Origin of the sequence: Haematobacter missouriensis (assembly GCF_000740775.1) — a bacterium.
In the GTDB taxonomy this organism is placed as follows: Bacteria; Pseudomonadota; Alphaproteobacteria; order Rhodobacterales; family Rhodobacteraceae; genus Haematobacter; species Haematobacter missouriensis.
The window spans coordinates 1-15502 of sequence record NZ_JFGS01000019.1; the positions used below are offsets into that span (position 1 = coordinate 1).

Consider the following 15502-nt stretch of genomic DNA (forward strand, 5'->3'; position numbering starts at 1 on the left):
AGTGCCATCGACCGAGACGTGATCGTCGGGCAGCCGTGGTGCCACCTCCCGATGCGCCAGGATGGCAGCCATGATCTTGCGGGACATGTCCGGGGTCAGCAGCCGGTCGCGGTTCTTCGTGAACACGTAGGCACCCAAACCGCGTCATCCATTCCGAGGCCCACGAACCACCGGAACAGCAGGTTGTCGTCCATCTGGGCTGTGTTGCGCAAATTCCGTGAGGGATTCATCTCGTGAATCCAGCATGGTAGCTCGGGTGCATGAGTAGACCCACATCCCCGACCTACAGGACAGGAACTGGCCAGCCTACAATGAAGCGCTCAAGCGCCGGGGATCGCTGACCATCTGGTTCGATCCCACGATGAGCTGGGATGCCGCGCCGACAGGCAGGCGTGGCCGCCAGCAGCCCTACAGCGATGCTGCCATTCAGACCTGCCTGACGATGAAGGTGCTGTTTGGGATTGCGCTCCGGCAGACGACCGGCTCCGTCGAGAGCCTGCTGCGGTTCGCTGGTCTGAACTGGCAGGTCCCAGACTTCAGCACGCTGTCGCGCCGCCAGAAGACGCTGGCCGTGAACATCCCATATCGCGGTTCCGACGGGCCACTGCACCTGCTGATCGATGGCACGGGCATCAAGGCCGAGGGCGAAGGCGAATGGCATGCCCGCAAGCACGGTGACCCCAAACGGCGGGTCTGGCGCAAGATCCATCTCGGGATTGATGAGGAAACACTGGAGATCCGCGCGGTCGAGATCACCGGGAGCCATATCGGTGACGCACCGGTGCTGCCCGACCTGCTCGGCCAGATCCAGGCGAACGAGCAGATCGGGAGCGTCACCGCAGACGGTGCCTACGACACCCGCAAATGCCACGATGCCATCGCTAACCGTGGCGCCCACGCTGTCATTCCGCCCCGCAAGAACGCCAAGCCGTGGAAGGCTGTCACCGTTGGCGCGGTCGCACGAAACGAAGCACTGCGGACATCGAAATACCTCGGCCGCGCGATCTGGCGACGATAAAGCGGATATCACCGCCGAAGCCGTGTCGAAACGAAGATGCATTGCGTGAAACTGCTGGGCCAGCGGCTCACGGCTCGGGACTTCGACCGTCAGGTCGCCGAGCTCCAGGTCCGCATCGCCGTCCTGAACGGCTACACCGCGCTCGTCATCCCTTTCACGGAAGCGGTGGCATAAGTCTGTCCGGGGAAAGGGGAACCTCCGCCATCAGGCGATTTGCGCAACAGAGCCAATATGCTGACCCCTTGGCAGGGAGTGCCAGAAAGACGCTCCCCGGTAAGTGAGGACTGCACGCGGAGTTTTCCCGTATGGAAGCGGGGAGAGGTGCGGACCCCCTCCCCGGACCGGATCAACGGTTCTCTATCTTGCGCAGCTCGCCGGTGGGCAGGAACTCCGCCTCGAAGCGGCGTCCATCATGGTGCGTGCCTTCCAGTTCGATCTCCCGGTCGTCGAACTCCACCTTGTGGAATGTGCCGTTACCAGGGTAGCTCGGGTTGGCGCGCACGGCCTCGGGGATCAGGCTCTCCACCCCGCTGGCGGGAAAGCCCTGCCGATCTAACGCCTCGATCTCCTCCACCCTGTCGTTGCGATCCAGCTCGATCTCTATCCGGGCACCGCCGGGAAGCGTGCCGAGGATATCCCGGCCCCTGTCACCATGCTTGGGCCGGATTTCCACATCGGTGAGGCCGAGCGGTTTGAGGATTGCGGGAAGATCCTGCGCCGCGGTCTGGGCCACGGCGGGTGACGAGACAAGGACAGCACCAAGAAGTCCGGCGACAAGAAGGCGTTTCATAATGTCTTTCCGTGACAGATACATCGCCAGCAGAACCATTCCGGGTGGCTCTGGTTCCCTTCAGTCGGACCGACGGATCAGCGCCTGGCATCCTGACCGGACCGCCAAGCCGCGGCGCGGCCCAGCAGATGTGCCCCGATCGGAGCCGTCAGGAAAAGGAAGAGGATGGCGATGACGGCCCGTGTCAGCGCACTGACACTGCCGATATCGACCGCCGCGCAGATTAGCGCCAGCGAGCCTGCGAAGGCGCCGACCTTCGACGAGGCATGCATCCGCGTCAGCGCATCCGGAAAGCGCACGACGCCGACGGCCGCCACCAGCGCAAAGCCGCCGGCCAGCAGCGCGAGGATGCCGGTGATGACCTCAATCATCGCGATCCTCCCGCCGAGCCTGACGTGCGGCATAACGGGCCAGCGCCACGACGGAGACAAAGCTCACAAGCGCCAGCGCCACCGCGATATCCAGATAGGCCTCTGCCCCCGCCTTCACCGCGAAAAGCCCGCAGAAGACGATGATCGCGGCGGTCATCATGTCCAATGCCACCACCCGGTCAGCCAGCGAAGGACCTCGCCGGAGTCGGATGAACCCGACCAGCACCGCCAGAATGACGAGGCCGAGACCGATGGTCACGCAGGCGTTCATGAAGCCCGTCGCGCTGAATGCTGCGGTCATTTGCGAAAGACCTCCCTCACGAGGTGTTCCATGCCGGACTTCAGCTCCGCGACCAGCGCGTCCGGGTCTTCGGCATAGATGGAATGGATGACGAGGAAGCTGCGATCCTCCGCCACGTCGAGCGTGAGCGTGCCGGGGGTGAGCGAGATCAGGTTGGCGACAAGGAAAATCTCGATGTCGCTCGTCACGTCGAGCGGCATACGCACGATGGCGGGATGCAGCCGCGGCTTGGGCGAGATGCAGTCCCGGGCCACGTTGACGCAGGATTTCACCAGTTCCTTCACGAAATACACTGCAAGGATCACGCTCTGGGGCAGCGCGCGGAAGTAGTGCTTCTCCCCGCGCCCGATCAGGTCGCGTGCAAACCACAGCCCGGCATAGCCCAGCAGAAAACCGGCGAGCAGATTTATCGGAGACAGGCTGCCCCAAAGCGCCCCCCATGCGATGGCGAGCAGCACGTTCATGGCAAGGAGCGTCATGGCCGTGCCTCCCCGAGAACCGCCGCGACATAGGGCGTGGCATCCAGAAGCTGCTCCGCGCTGATGGTGGCGAACTGCAGGAATGGTTCGGGGAACAGCCCGATGAAGACGGTCATCGCCGCCAGCCCCGCGATCGGGGTGAGCATGATCCAGCGTTCGCGGGCCGGGATGGCGGACAGGCGCGGCTCGCGGCCGTCCGGGGCGGCTTTCCAGAACGCCTCTGCCCAGATTTTCGTCATGGAGAAGATGGTGAGCAGTCCGACCAGCAGCGCCACCCCCGCGACAATGGCGTCCTGCACCTCCAGCGCGGCGCGGACCAGCACGAACTTGGCCCAGAAGCCGGAGAGCGGCGGAAAGCCTGCGAGCGAGAAGGCCGGGATCAGGAACAGCACGGCGAGAAGCGGCGCAGCTCGGTAAAGCCCCCCGATGGCATAAAGATCCGACGACCCGGTAAGCCTGCGGGAAACCCCGGCGACAAGGAACAGGTTCGCCTTCACGATGATATGGTGCACCAGATAGAACACGGCCCCCATCAGCGCCAGCGGCGTCATCAGCGCCAGCCCCAGCACCATGTAGCCGATCTGGCTCACGATATGGAACGACAGGATACGGCGGAAATCGCTCTGCGCTGCCGCGCCCAGAACGCCTGTCAGCATGGTCAGGCAGGCGATCCACAGCAGGATCCCATGGGTATAGGACTGGTCCCCGGTGAAGATCAGCGTGAACACCCGGATCAACGCATAGACCCCCACCTTCGTCAGCAATCCCGCGAACACGGCAGAAACGGCGTAATGCGGCGTGTGGTAGGAGGCGGGCAGCCAGTAGAACAGTGGAAAGACCGCCGCCTTCAGCCCGAACGCCACCATGAACATCATCGCGATGACGGTCATCAGCCGCTGATCGGGATGGGCGGCCACGGCGGCATGCAGATCGGCCATGTTGAGCGTGCCCGTCGCCCCGTACAGCAGACCCGCCGCGCCAAGGAACAGCACCGTTGAGATGAGGTTCAGCGTGACGTACTTGATCGCGCCGTCGATCGCCTCCTTCCGCCCGCCGATGACGAGCAATCCGAACGAGGAGATCAGCAGCACCTCGAACCAGACATAGAGGTTGAACAGGTCCCCCGTCAGGAACGCGCCGGTCACGCCGCCGATCAGCGTCTGGAACAGGCCGTGCCAACCCAGGCGCCGCGATGTCTGCCCCACCTCGGCCAGCGACCACAGCCCGACGGCGAGCGAGATGATCGCGGTGATGAGCACCATCGCAGCCGCAAGGTAATCGGCGGCCAGCGTGATGCCGAAGGGGGCCGCCCAGCCGCTCATCTGCCCGGCGATCACGCCGTGGTCCAGCACAAGCATCACCAGATGGATCGCCAGCGCCAGCGACACGACGGACCCGGCAACGGAAATCCAGCCGCTGCCCCGCCGGTTGCGGGCAAGGAAAGCCGCCGCCGCCGTGGCAAAGGGCACGAGAATGGGAAGAGTAAGGCTCCAGATCATTCTTCAGGCTCCGCCAGGCGCATCCGGTCCACCTCGAGATGGCCGAAGCTGCGGTAGGCGCGGATGGCAAGGGCAAGGGCAAAGGCGAACAGGCCGAAACCGATGACGATGGCAGTGAGCAGCAGCGCCTGCGGCAGCGCGTTGGCCATGGCCTGCTCCGGCACGCCGCCGCCATTGGTCAGCAGTGGCGCGGCGGCCTCCGTCAGTCGTCCGGCCGCAAAGATCGCCACGTTGACCCCGTTGGACAACAGCAGCAGCCCGAACAGGAAGCGAAGAAGGTTGCCCGACAGCATGAGCCAGACCGCCGACGACACCAGAACGCCCGCAACGAGCGCGAGAACGGTTTCCATCAGTGCGTCTCCTCAAGCGCGAAGATCAGCGTGAGGATGCCGCCCACCACTGCGAGATAGACGCCGATGTCGAACAGCAGCACGCTCGAGATCGCGAAGCCGCCCACTTCCGCCCAGATGCCAGTGAAAGGCGCAAGGCCGAAGGGTGCGGCCATGACACCGGCGACCAGCGCGGATACCAGCCCCGCAAGTCCGATGGTCCGGGGATCGACGCGGAGCGCGCGCCGCGCCTCCTCCACCCCCGCCGCAAAGGCCAGCAGCGCAAAGCCCGAAGCCGCGATCAGGCCGCCGATGAACCCACCCCCCGGTGCGTTATGGCCGCGCAGCAGGATATAGAGCGAGAACACGAGGAACAGCGCCGTCAGCAGCCGCGCGCCGGTTGTCAGGATCAGGGAATTCACTTGGACATCCTCCGCTTCAGCAGCGCATAGGCGCCGATGGAGGCGAGCAGGATCACCGTCAGTTCACCGAACGTATCGAAGGCACGGAAATCGACGAGGATCACGTTGACGATATTGAGGCCATGCGCCAGCGCGTAGGAAGAGGCCTCGAAATAACTGGTGATGCGGCGGTCGAGCGGATGGCTGGTCACAGCCAGAATGATGAGCGTCACCGTCAGCCCCGCCGCACCCGCGATGACGCCGTGTACCACCTTGCGGGCGCGCGGGCGACGCTCCACCATGCCGGGCAGCCGCAGCATCGCGATGCCGAAGAGCACGGCGGAGAGGGTTTCCACCATGAGCTGCGTCGTCGCGACATCCGGCGCGCCGAAGCTGATGAAGATCAGCGCCACACCGATCCCGACCGTGCCCACAGCCGAGATCGCGGTGATGCGCGACATGGCGACGGAGGCAAGCGCCGCCCCCGCCACGACGATCCCGGCGATCAGCCACAGCAGCAGCGGTGCGGAAAGGTCCGGCGCGATCACCGGGCCCTTGAGGATCAGCGTCCCGCCAAGCGCCAGCACCGCCACCGCGAAAGTCGCAGAGAGATAGCCCGAGAGCCGCCCCGGCTGGATGACCCGCGTCTGCCATGCCGCGAAGGCACGGAAGCCGTCAAGGAAGGCATCCCACCCGCGGTCGAACACCGGAAGCCGGGCGAGCAGCGCGGCGAACGCGGTCCGATACCGCTCCCGCCCTGCGTAGAGCAGGAAGCCGAGGGCGAATGTCGCGAGGCTCAGAAGGAAGGGCAGGTTCACCCCGGCCCAGAGATGCAGCTCCGCGGTGCGGGGAAGCTGGAGGCTTCCTTCCACCGCCCGGTCGATCAGCGGCTGCAGCAGCCCCGCGCCCAGCCCGAGCACCAGCCCCAGACAGCCCAGCAGCAGCGGACCGATCAGCATCTGCCAGCCGGCCTCATGCGGGGTATGGGGTGGATCGCCGGGCGCGCCCCAGAAGGGACGGAGCGCGACCACGCCCGCCACCGCCACCATCAGCGCATTCGCGACGAGCGCTCCCGCCACCGCCAGCCCCCAGGGTGCGATGGACGGCGTGCCGGCATAGATCAGTTCCTTGCCGATCCAGCCAAGGAGCGGCGGGAACCCGGCCATGGATGCCGCCGCGAGCGCCGCCGCCGCCGCCGTCATCGGCATGACGCGGGCAAGGCCGCCGAGACGCCCCGCTTCCCGCGTGCCGGTGCCGTGGTCTATGGCCCCGACGACCATGAACAGAGCGGCCTTGTAAAGCGAATGGACGACAAGGAAGGTCACCGCCGCCGTCAGTGCATAGGGGGATCCGCCCGCCAGCAGCACGGTGATCGTGCCGAGCGCCATCAGCGTCGTATAGGCCAGCGCCTGTTTCAGATCGGTCTGCCTGAGCGCGAGGAGCGAGGCCATGACCGCCGTGACCAGCCCCGCCGTGGTGAGCGTCGCGACCCATGCCGTCGTGCCGCCCAGTGCCGGATGCAGGCGGGCCAGAAGGTAGATCCCCGCCTTCACCATCGTGGCGGAGTGCAGATAGGCGGAGACGGGCGTGGGCGCAGCCATGGCGTTCGGCAGCCAGAAATGGAAGGGGAACTGCGCCGATTTGGTAAAGGCGCCGAGCAGCACGAGGATCAGGATCGGAGTATAAAGCGGATGGGACTGCAGCCCTTCCCCCGCAAGCAGCGCGCCGATGTCATAGCTGCCGCTCGCCATGCCGATCAGGATGAACCCCGCCAGTAGCGCCAGCCCGCCCGCCCCTGTCACCAGCATCGCCTGAAGTGCATTCCGGCGAGCCACGCTGTCCTCATGGTTGAAGCCGATGAGGAGATAGGAGGTGACGCTCGTCAGCTCCCAGAACACGAAAAGCGTGATGAGGTCGGAGGCCAGCACCAGTCCCAGCATCGACAGCATGAAGGAGAACAGGTAAAGCACGAACCGCCCGAACTGCGGGTGATCGCCCATGTAGCCGGTCGCGTAGAGCAGGATCAGCGCCCCGATGCCGCTGATGAGCAGGGCGAAGATCAGCGACAGCCCATCCAGCATGAACGCCAGTGATACCCCGAGGCTCGGCGCCCAGCTCCAGCCGGCGCGCAGCGTCTCTCCCGCCAGAACGGCGGGCATGCAGAGTGCGAAACAGATGGCGAAGACCAAAGCCGCCGCCGCGCCCAGATATCCCCAGAGCCTTCCGCCGGAGGCGGCGCCCCGCTGTATTCCTGCCATCAAGTCGTTCCGTTCCGCCCTGTCTCCGTCCTACGTAACCGCAGAGGCGACATGAGGGAAATTGAAAATTCACTGGCTTCTTATAGAGGCTGACTATAAGAAGCCCTTCATGCCGACCCTTCAGCAACTTCGCTATCTCGTCGCCATTGCCGACACCCTGAGTTTCAGCCGGGCGGCGGAGATGTGTCGGGTCACCCAGCCCACGCTCAGCATGCAGTTGCGGGAACTGGAGGCGCGGCTTGGGACGCGGCTGGTGGAGCGGACACGCGCGCGCGTGCTCATGACCCCGGTGGGAGAGGCGGTGGCCCGCCGCGCCCGCGCCGTGATGGCCGAGATCGACGACATGCGGGAGATCGCGCGCCGCGACGACCCGGAAGCGCCGCAGGCCGCGCTGCGCCTCGGTGTCGTGCAGACGGTCGGAGCCTATGTGCTCTCCGTCGCGATGCCCGCGCTTCGCCGGTCCTTTCCCAGATTGCGACTACAAGTGCGGGAGGAGCGGTTCGACATGCTCCTCCGACAACTTCTGGACGGGGCGCATGACGCGATCCTCCTGCCCGAAGCGGTGGAGCGCCCGGATCTGGAAAGCCGGTTGCTGGCGGTGGAGCCGTTGCAGGTGGTGCTGCCCGCGGATCACCGGCTGTCGGCGCGCGCCCTGCTACGGCCCGCGGACCTGGCGGGGGAGACACTGCTCACCATGGAAGGCAGCCCGGACCTTCAGGCGCAGGTGACGCGCTTCTGCATGCTGGCGGGCGCGGCGCAAGCCCGGGATTACGAGGGCACGACGCTCGACACGCTGCGCCAGATGGTGGCCGCCGGGATGGGCCTGTCGCTTCTCCCCACGCTCTACATCCGATCGGAGGTGATGCGGGAGCAGCTCGTCGTGGCGCGCCCTCTTGCCAGCGACGCGCCCACGCGGGCGCTCACCATGGCCTGGCGGCGCGATACGCCGCGCGCCCGGACCCATGCTGCCCTGGCCGCGCTGCTCAGCGAGAACCTCGCCCCCATCCCCGGCATAGGTGGCTGACCTCAGGCCGTGGCCGCCTGCTCCCTTGCGAGCCTCTGCGAGACGATGGCGCAGACAAGAAGCTGCGAGATGTGGAAGAGCATGACGGGGAGCACGATGGCACCGACGCTTGCAGGCGGAAAGATGGCCGTAGCGATGGGGAGGCCGCTCGCGAGGCTCTTGGTGGAGCCGCAGAAGAAGAGCGCCGTCCGGTCCGGCCCGTCGAGCGAGAAGACGCGCCCCGCAAAGACCATCGCCGCCATGACAAGGGCAAGGAACACCCCGATGGTCACGAAAAGAGCGGCGAAGGTCGGCAGCGGGATGGCCGACCAGATACCCGCCACCGTCCCGGCGCTGAACGCCGAATAGACAATGAGCAGGATGGAGCCGCGATCGACCACCATGCTCAACAGTTTCTGCCGCCGGATGAAGGCGCCGATCCAGGGCCGCAGGCACTGACCCAGCACGAAGGGGATCAGGATCTGGACCGCGATCTTGATCACGGCATCGCCGCTGATCCCGCCGCTCTGGTGCAGGATCACCGCCATCAGCCCAGGTGTCAGCACCACGGCCACGAGGTTGGAGAGGGAAGCCGAACAGATCGCCCCCGCCACATTGCCCCCCGCCATCGCCGTGAAGGCGACGGACGACTGCACCGTGGAAGGCAGAACGGAGAGGAACAGCAGCCCCAGCGTGAGTTCGGGCCCGAGCGATCCCCCCGCCGTCCAGGCCAGCGTGACGCCGATCAGCGGGAACAGTACATAGGTCGCCGCGAAGGACAGTCCCTGCAGCTTGAGGTTCAGAAGGCCCGCCCGCACCGAGGCCATGTCCAGCTTCGCGCCGTAGAGGAAGAACAGCAGCGCCACGGCCCAGAAGGTCACCTGCCCCAGCAGAAACGCCGCCTCGCCCCGCGCAGGCAGGATCGCGCCCGCCGCCACCATGACAACCAGCAGCAGCATGTAGGTGTCGATGCCGATACGTCTCAGGAACTGCATGTCTTGTCCTCTCTCCGGCGTACTCAGTAACCGAGCGCCATTCCGTCCTTGCGGCTGTCCGAACCGCCTTCGAGCAGACCTCCGTCGATCCGTATGGCCTGAGCGCCGCCGATCGGGCTGCTCACCACCTTCAGCACATGCCCGCGCGCCGCCAGCGCATCACGCGTCGCGGCGGGGATCGTCGGCTCCACTTCCAGAACGCCGTTGAAGGCGAAACTCCGTGGCGCATCAATGGCCGCCTGCACCGTCAGCCCGCGGTCGATCACGCCGGACAGGAAGGCCGCATGGCCCGCCGCCTGATAATGGCCGCCCATCACGCCGAAGGGCATGACCACGCGCCCCGCCTGCGTCACCATGCCGGGGATGATCGTGTGCATCGGCCGCTTCCGCGGAGCGATGGCGTTGGGATGGTCCGCCGCCAGCCGGAAGGAGGCGCCGCGGCTGTGGAACAGTACCCCCGTCGCCGGATCGAGGCGCCCGGAACCGAAACCGTGGAAGATCGAGTTGATGAAGGAGATGGCATTGCCCGCCTCGTCCACCACGCAGAGATAGATCGTGTCCTTGTGCTCCGGCTCGTCCCAGAGCACGGGCGGCCGGGCGCGGCTCATGTCGATCCGCGCGCGCAAGGTCGCCACCACCTCCTCCGACAGCAGCCGCTCCGCCACATCCGGGCAGGAGGCCGGATCGGCGATCAGCGCGTCGCGGTGGTGATAGGCGAGCTTCGTCGCCTCCGCCTGCAGATGGATGCGGTCCACTTCGTCCAGCGCGGCCACGTCGAAACCTTCAAGGATCCTGAGGATCAGAAGCGCCGCCAGACCCTGCCCGTTGGGCGGGCATTCATGCACCTCATAGCCGCGGTAGGTGGCGCTGATCGGCGTCACCCACTCCGCTCCGTCCATGCCTTCGGCGAAATCCTCCAGCGTATGCAGCCCGCCGAGCGACCGCAGATATCCGACCATGCTCTCCGCCGTGGCTCCCCGGTAGAAGGCCTGCGGTCCGCTCTCCGCGATTTCCCGGTAGCGGGCGGCAAGCAGGGGCTGTGCGCGGCGCTCGCCCGCCACGGGCGCCCTGCCCTCCGGCAGAAACAGCGCCGCCGCGCCCGCATCGCCTGCGACCGTGGCCTGAGCCGCCGCCCAGTCCATCGCCACGCGCGGCGTCACGCGGAAACCCTCCTCCGCATAGCGGATGGCCCGGGCGAACAGCCGGGAAAGCGGGAGCGTGCCGTGATCCGCATGCAATCTGCACCAGGCTGAAATCGCGCCCGGAACCGTCACTGCATGAGGCGAGGTCTGGGGGATTTCCGTCTGTCCTGCGGAAATGCCCGCGGTACCCGCGGCGGCATTGACCCCGGTCGGAAGCGCGCTCGCCAGCGCCGCCGTTACCGCCTCCACCGTCGCCGCCGCAGGCGACCGTCCCGAACCGTTCAGCGCCCTGACTGCGCCGCCCGCCGGTGCATAAAGCGCAAAGCAATCGCCCCCGATGCCCGTCATCAGCGGATCGACCACCGCGTGAACCGCTACCGCGGCAATCGCCGCATCCACAGCGGTTCCGCCTGCGGACAGAACCTCAAGCCCCGCCGCCGTCGCCAGCGGATGCGCTGTTGCAACCATGGCGCCCCCCGTCAATGTCGATGGACGGCACCCGGAAAAGAAATCAAACGTCAAGATTGGAGGCTCCGCGTTCGGTTTTCGGGAAGCGCCTGTTCGCAAGGGCGGCGCATGCTTCGATGCCCTAGCACCGCTGCCGCGCGGCGGCAATCCGCCGCATGCCGGGGCGGGAATCGCGATCTGCGCAGGATCTGGGCAGGCAGGCGAGCACGCCTGAAGGCGGCAGGCTTGCCCGCATGGACGGCACGGCGTTCCCTCACCGCACCGATCTCCGGCAGCTCACGGCGGCGCCCGCAGGCGGCTGAAAAGCATCCCGGATTTACAGTGAGGCAAAGCTCTTTGCGCATATTGTTGAGATCGCCCGGAACCGCGAGTTTTGGCTTGGGACCGGACCGATTTTCCGGTTTAAACGCAAGCCCGGGTAGATGCGCGACTTCTTCCAGCTGCTAAGGTATCCTGCCTGATACTGACATGCTGGCGGTCAGCCTCGGAATGTCTCGAAATGGATTTCCGGGCGTATTTTGGCGGAGTGCAAGCGATCTCCGCGCCCACGCGGGCCGGAAAGCCGTTTTGGCCGCCATGGGAGAAGGCACCGCTTTTACACGGCGCCGTCAGGCAATCCGGTTCGGGACCACTCCCGCCCACACCCGCAGGAGTGGGATCCGCGAGGGAATTGGCGGGCAAAACCACGCGGCAGCACCTGGCGTCCGGGCGGATTGGATTGGTCGATGTGCAGGAACTGGGGAACTGCTGCCGTCAGGGTGCATGCTCCGGCACCTCCACCAGACCGGCAGGCAGCGCAGCCCGCCTGGTTGGAGGATGCCGGGCAAAGGGCGCCCGACCCCACAACCGGTCGATAGGCAAACCGCGGGCGACGGGAATGCTTAACAGGAAACGGCTTTTCGGCCCGCGTAGGCGCGGAAATCGTTCGCAATCTGACCAAATCCAGCCGAAATCTATATATTTCGGGGCATTTCCGGGCCGATTTTCCGATTTCCCGCACATAGGCATCACAGTTCAGGACTTTTCAGCGGCCTGTTATGGGCGCTTATTCAGAGGGGCCAACCCGCAGACCCGCAGACCCGCAGACCCGCAAGCACCCTTTGCGGTCTCAGTCCAGCCCGAGTTTCGCGCGCAGGGTGGAAAGGTCTTCCGCCAGCACGTTCACGGCGGCTGCCATCGTCACGCGGTCGGCTTCCGTGAGCTTGTCGTAGCTGACATAGCCGTCGCCCTGCCGGTATTTCTCCAGCGTCGTGTCGATGGTGGCGAAATTGGCGTCCACCTTCGCCATGAACTCCTTGTCGGTGACCAGTGGACGCACCAGATCGACGATCTTCTTCGCACCGTCAAAGTTGCCGCGGAAATCCCACAGGTCGGTGTGGGAATAACGGTCCTCCTCGCCGGAGATCTTGGTGGCGGCGACCTCCTCCATCAGCGCGGCGGCACCCCCTACGACCACTTCCGGCGGGAAGGTCAGCCCGTCGATCCGGGTGCGCAATTCCTTCACATCCGCGAGCAGCTTGTCAGCCACGGGCGCCAGCCCCTCGGTGGAGTTCTTTTCCCACAGGCCGTATTCGATGCGGTGAAAGCCCGGAAAGTCAGGGTCGGCCTCAGCCTTTTCATAATCGTCCGCGCGGCTGTCGATGGAGCCGTCGAGGTCCGAGAACAATTCCGCGATCGGTTCGATCGCCTCATAATTCATGCGTGTCGGCGCATAGAGGGCCTTGGCCTTCTCCACGTCGCCCGCCTTCACGGCATCCACGAAGGTCTGTGTGTTCTTGAGAAGGATATCCGTCTGCTCGGAGACGTAGATCTTGTAGTCGCTGATCGGGCCGACAAGGTCGAGCGGCGCCGCGGCATGGGCCACCTGCCCAGCCATGAGCGCGCCAACGAAGGCGAGGGTGACAAGACGCATGGAACTTCCTTTCTTGATGCCCCTTCAGGGCAGGACAGTCCGACTGGCTGCTGGCGTGTCGGGTTTCAAATGGCGTCGATCAGCGAACGGCCGAGATAATCGCCCTCGCCGAAGCCCGGAAGCGCGAAGAAATAGCCGCCCCCCACGGGTTTGATATATTCTTCGAGCGGCTCCCCATCGAGCCGGCGCTGCACGGCAACGAAGGCCCGTTCGAGATCCGCCTGCCATGCGATGAACAGAAGCCCCTGATCGAGCTGCCCGTTCTTCAGCACACCGTTGACGTAGTTGAACGGACGGCGGAGCATGAGCTGGTCCGCCGAGGCCGCGTCGCGCGGATTGGCAAGGCGGATATGGCTGTTCAGCGCGGTTCTGGCTCCTTCCGCATCCGCCGCGTAATCGGGCAGGTCCGTTTCCGTTCCCTCCGGGCGGTCGAGCGGCGCCCCGGTCATCTTGGCACGACCGATGATCCGCTCCTGCTCGCCAAGGGGGGTCCTGTCCCAGCGTTCCACAAGGGTCCGCACGATGCGGACGGCCTGGTAGCTGCCGCCGCGCGCCCAGCCGGGCTCCCCCTCATCCGCCCAGACGACCCGCCGCATCAGCCCGCTGTCGCCACTGTCGGGATTGGCGGATCCGTCGCGAAAGCCCAGGAGGTTCCGCGCGCTTTCGGCGGTGCCCCCCGGCTTCGGCGGGATCACGGGCACGCTGCCAGCCTGCGCCCATTTCAGCACGAGCTGATCGGGGATGGATTTCACGATGTCGCGGAGCGCGTGAATCACGGTGTCCTGCGCATTGGCGCAGATCTGGAGCGTGATATCCCCGTGGCAGAGGTCCGGCTGAAGCGCGTCGTTGCGGAACTGCACCATCCTGCTCAACACGCGGGGCTTGTGGGAAGCGAGCCACTCCCGATCGTCGAAGAGCGACGCGCCCAGCGATACCGTGATCGTCGTGGCGTCCGGGCGGACCACCGGGCCGAGCAGGCCACTGTCGGCGGGGGGGAGCTTCGGATCCAGCTCCGGCACGGGACCGCCGTGGGTGAGAAAGACGATCCGCTCCGTGAGCCGCCGGAAAAGCCGCTCCAAATCGCCCGGCGTCGCGGCGATCACATGGAAGGCGGCGACCATGCCATTCGCGGGCCGGGGCGTCACGATGCCCGCCTGATGCACGCCATAGGGAGAGACGCGATCCGCCTCCGCGGCCACGCCCGCGACCGGTGCGGTCGCCACGTTCGAGGTTTCCGCGCGAAGGGCGAGCGGCAGCCCCGCCGCGAGCGCCGCCGCGCCGGTCAGAAGCCCCCGCCTGCTAGCACAGAACTCTGCCATATTGCTACTCCAACCCGATCGCCGGGTTCAGCGCCCCGGCCGCGTCGGCGATACGGCGAAGGGCCGCCGCCACCCTCTCCCGGCCTGCGGGATCGGGGGTATAGCTGCCGATGGACGCCCCCGCGCCATCGAGTGCGGCGTGAAGGGTGGCGGAAGCCTCCGGCTGCGCGACAGCGACCAGCGGATCGACGAGCAGTGCGGATTTGCGGATCCCGTCCAGAGCCGCCGCGAACTCCGCCCCTTCGTCTCCCGCATAGGGGGTCTGCGACCCCGCCTGATCCGCAAGGCGGCTTGCGAAGGCTGCCGCATTCGCGGCCAGATCGGCCGGAGCCACGTCGAGGTTGCGGAGCCGATCCTTCAGGGTCAGGGCATCTGCGGCAAGCCGATCCGCAACTGGGGCAAGCCCCTCCGTGGTGTTCTGCGACCACAGGCCGTATTCGATGCGGTGGAAGCCGGTGAACGCCGCGTCCTGCTCCCGCTCCGCCAGATATTCGGCCAACGGATCCATGCTGTTGGCCAGATCGGCGATCCGGGCGGAGACTGGGCCCATCTGCCGCCACGGCTCACGCGCCGCACGCCAGGCGCTCCGCGCGCCCTCCAGATCGCCCGCGGCGATCCTGTCCCGCAGCGCCTCGGTCGCCTCCACCAGCAGAGAGGCGCGGCGGCTCAGATAGACACGGTATTCGGAAAGCGGTCCGATGAAGGCACGTGTCTCCGGCTGCACCCGCGCGGCTTCGGACGCCTCCGTGGGCACGACCGTCAACGTTCCCCGCGGATTGGAGAGCAGCCCGCAGGTGATGGCATAGGTGCCCGGGACGAGCCGTTCGGTCAGCGTTGCATTGAGGCCGGGCGCTATGTTCTCCCGCTCCGCCACGACCATCACGCCGTCGAGGATCTCCCACTCCAGCGCCCGATCAGAGGCGTTGTGGATACGGAAGGTCCGCCGGCCCGCAGGAACGGTGATGTCGGCCGGATCGCAGGTGCCGTCCGTCACCGTCACGGTGATTTCGTCGGCTGCACCCTCGGGCACCGCACTCCGCGCCGCGAGCCAGAAGGCGCCGACGCCCAGCAGCACGAGCACCCCCGCCCCGGCCATCGCCAGCTTCAGCCCCCGACCGGAGGGCGGCGTGGCGCCGGGTTGCAGGGCCGCGGGGCTTGCTCCCACCGGCTGCCGAGGATCCGACTTCCCACCCTTCCGCTGTATCTTCTGCGCCATC

14 protein-coding genes and 2 pseudogenes are annotated in these 15502 nt (G+C 66.3%); 2 read left to right on the forward strand and 14 right to left on the reverse strand.

Features of this window, described 5'->3' with window-relative positions:
* Positions 1–197 (reverse strand): annotated as a pseudogene (locus CG51_RS19560) (transposase); the annotation flags it as partial.
* A gap of 63 nt (positions 198–260) precedes the next feature.
* Between CG51_RS19560 and CG51_RS12015 the strand changes: the two are divergent.
* Positions 261–1192: pseudogene (locus tag CG51_RS12015) on the forward strand (IS5 family transposase).
* Between the two features lie 172 nt (positions 1193–1364).
* On the opposite strand, the gene CG51_RS12025 reads toward CG51_RS12015, so the two are convergent.
* The 8 genes from CG51_RS12025 to mbhE form a co-directional block, all read right to left on the reverse strand.
* Complete coding sequence (locus CG51_RS12025) at positions 1365–1808, reverse strand: hypothetical protein (protein WP_035745386.1); 444 nt, start codon at positions 1806–1808, stop codon at positions 1365–1367.
* A gap of 77 nt (positions 1809–1885) precedes the next feature.
* Complete coding sequence (mnhG, locus tag CG51_RS12030) at positions 1886–2179, reverse strand: monovalent cation/H(+) antiporter subunit G (protein WP_035745388.1); 294 nt, start codon at positions 2177–2179, stop codon at positions 1886–1888.
* Positions 2172–2480: an MrpF/PhaF family protein gene (locus tag CG51_RS12035; RefSeq protein ID WP_233141235.1), complete on the reverse strand. Its 309-nt coding sequence runs from the start codon at positions 2478–2480 to the stop codon at positions 2172–2174. Before CG51_RS12035 ends, mnhG begins: the two co-directional genes overlap by 8 nt.
* Entirely contained in the window at positions 2477–2959 is a 483-nt protein-coding gene (locus CG51_RS12040; RefSeq protein ID WP_035745389.1) for a Na+/H+ antiporter subunit E, read from the reverse strand. Before CG51_RS12040 ends, CG51_RS12035 begins: the two co-directional genes overlap by 4 nt.
* A complete protein-coding gene (locus CG51_RS12045) occupies positions 2956–4458 on the reverse strand; it encodes a Na+/H+ antiporter subunit D (protein ID WP_035745390.1) in 1503 nt (500 codons plus the stop codon). Before CG51_RS12045 ends, CG51_RS12040 begins: the two co-directional genes overlap by 4 nt.
* The gene (locus CG51_RS12050) at positions 4455–4808 is read right to left on the reverse strand and encodes an NADH-quinone oxidoreductase subunit K (RefSeq protein WP_035745391.1); all 354 of its coding nucleotides are present in this window, start codon (positions 4806–4808) and stop codon (positions 4455–4457) included. The genes CG51_RS12045 and CG51_RS12050 overlap by 4 nt, the downstream gene beginning before the upstream one ends.
* Positions 4808–5209 (reverse strand): MnhB domain-containing protein, encoded by a 402-nt coding sequence (locus CG51_RS12055; RefSeq protein WP_035745392.1) that lies wholly within the window; start codon positions 5207–5209, stop codon positions 4808–4810. Before CG51_RS12055 ends, CG51_RS12050 begins: the two co-directional genes overlap by 1 nt.
* Positions 5206–7446: a hydrogen gas-evolving membrane-bound hydrogenase subunit E gene (mbhE, locus tag CG51_RS12060; protein ID WP_084695164.1), complete on the reverse strand. Its 2241-nt coding sequence runs from the start codon at positions 7444–7446 to the stop codon at positions 5206–5208. The genes CG51_RS12055 and mbhE overlap by 4 nt, the downstream gene beginning before the upstream one ends.
* Positions 7447–7555: 109 nt before the next feature.
* Here mbhE and CG51_RS12065 point away from each other — a divergent pair, with 109 nt between their 5' ends.
* Complete coding sequence (locus CG51_RS12065; RefSeq protein WP_035745393.1) at positions 7556–8470, forward strand: hydrogen peroxide-inducible genes activator; 915 nt, start codon at positions 7556–7558, stop codon at positions 8468–8470.
* A 2-nt stretch (positions 8471–8472) separates the two neighbouring features.
* Here CG51_RS12065 and CG51_RS12070 read toward each other — a convergent pair whose 3' ends face one another.
* The 5 genes from CG51_RS12070 to efeO (CG51_RS12090) all read right to left on the reverse strand — a co-directional run bounded on the left by CG51_RS12070 (position 8473) and on the right by efeO (CG51_RS12090) (position 15501).
* The gene (locus tag CG51_RS12070; protein ID WP_035745394.1) at positions 8473–9444 is read right to left on the reverse strand and encodes a bile acid:sodium symporter family protein; all 972 of its coding nucleotides are present in this window, start codon (positions 9442–9444) and stop codon (positions 8473–8475) included.
* 23 nt (positions 9445–9467) lie between these two features.
* Positions 9468–11054 carry a gamma-glutamyltransferase family protein gene (locus CG51_RS12075; RefSeq protein WP_051930513.1) on the reverse strand — a complete coding sequence of 529 codons (1587 nt, stop codon included), beginning with the start codon at positions 11052–11054 and terminating at the stop codon, positions 9468–9470.
* A gap of 1108 nt (positions 11055–12162) precedes the next feature.
* A complete protein-coding gene (efeO, locus tag CG51_RS12080; protein WP_035745395.1) occupies positions 12163–12966 on the reverse strand; it encodes an iron uptake system protein EfeO in 804 nt (267 codons plus the stop codon).
* Between the two features lie 65 nt (positions 12967–13031).
* Positions 13032–14285 (reverse strand): iron uptake transporter deferrochelatase/peroxidase subunit, encoded by a 1254-nt coding sequence (efeB, locus tag CG51_RS12085; protein ID WP_035745396.1) that lies wholly within the window; start codon positions 14283–14285, stop codon positions 13032–13034.
* Positions 14286–14289: 4 nt separating this feature from the next.
* Positions 14290–15501: an iron uptake system protein EfeO gene (gene efeO / locus CG51_RS12090; RefSeq protein ID WP_084695165.1), complete on the reverse strand. Its 1212-nt coding sequence runs from the start codon at positions 15499–15501 to the stop codon at positions 14290–14292.
* Position 15502 lies beyond the last annotated feature (1 nt).

Coding starts and splice junctions, on each gene's coding strand:
- CG51_RS12075 (WP_051930513.1), bottom strand. CDS start 11,054: ATGGTTGCAACAGCGCATCCGCTGGCGACGGCGGCGGGGCTTGAGGTT.
- mbhE (WP_084695164.1), bottom strand. CDS start 7,446: ATGGCAGGAATACAGCGGGGCGCCGCCTCCGGCGGAAGGCTCTGGGGA.
- efeB (WP_035745396.1), bottom strand. CDS start 14,285: ATGGCAGAGTTCTGTGCTAGCAGGCGGGGGCTTCTGACCGGCGCGGCG.
- CG51_RS12035 (WP_233141235.1), bottom strand. CDS start 2,480: ATGACCGCAGCATTCAGCGCGACGGGCTTCATGAACGCCTGCGTGACC.
- CG51_RS12040 (WP_035745389.1), bottom strand. CDS start 2,959: ATGACGCTCCTTGCCATGAACGTGCTGCTCGCCATCGCATGGGGGGCG.
- mnhG (WP_035745388.1), bottom strand. CDS start 2,179: ATGATTGAGGTCATCACCGGCATCCTCGCGCTGCTGGCCGGCGGCTTT.
- CG51_RS12065 (WP_035745393.1), top strand. CDS start 7,556: ATGCCGACCCTTCAGCAACTTCGCTATCTCGTCGCCATTGCCGACACC.
- CG51_RS12045 (WP_035745390.1), bottom strand. CDS start 4,458: ATGATCTGGAGCCTTACTCTTCCCATTCTCGTGCCCTTTGCCACGGCG.
- efeO (WP_035745395.1), bottom strand. CDS start 12,966: ATGCGTCTTGTCACCCTCGCCTTCGTTGGCGCGCTCATGGCTGGGCAG.
- CG51_RS12050 (WP_035745391.1), bottom strand. CDS start 4,808: ATGGAAACCGTTCTCGCGCTCGTTGCGGGCGTTCTGGTGTCGTCGGCG.
- efeO (WP_084695165.1), bottom strand. CDS start 15,501: ATGGCGCAGAAGATACAGCGGAAGGGTGGGAAGTCGGATCCTCGGCAG.
- CG51_RS12025 (WP_035745386.1), bottom strand. CDS start 1,808: ATGAAACGCCTTCTTGTCGCCGGACTTCTTGGTGCTGTCCTTGTCTCG.
- CG51_RS12070 (WP_035745394.1), bottom strand. CDS start 9,444: ATGCAGTTCCTGAGACGTATCGGCATCGACACCTACATGCTGCTGCTG.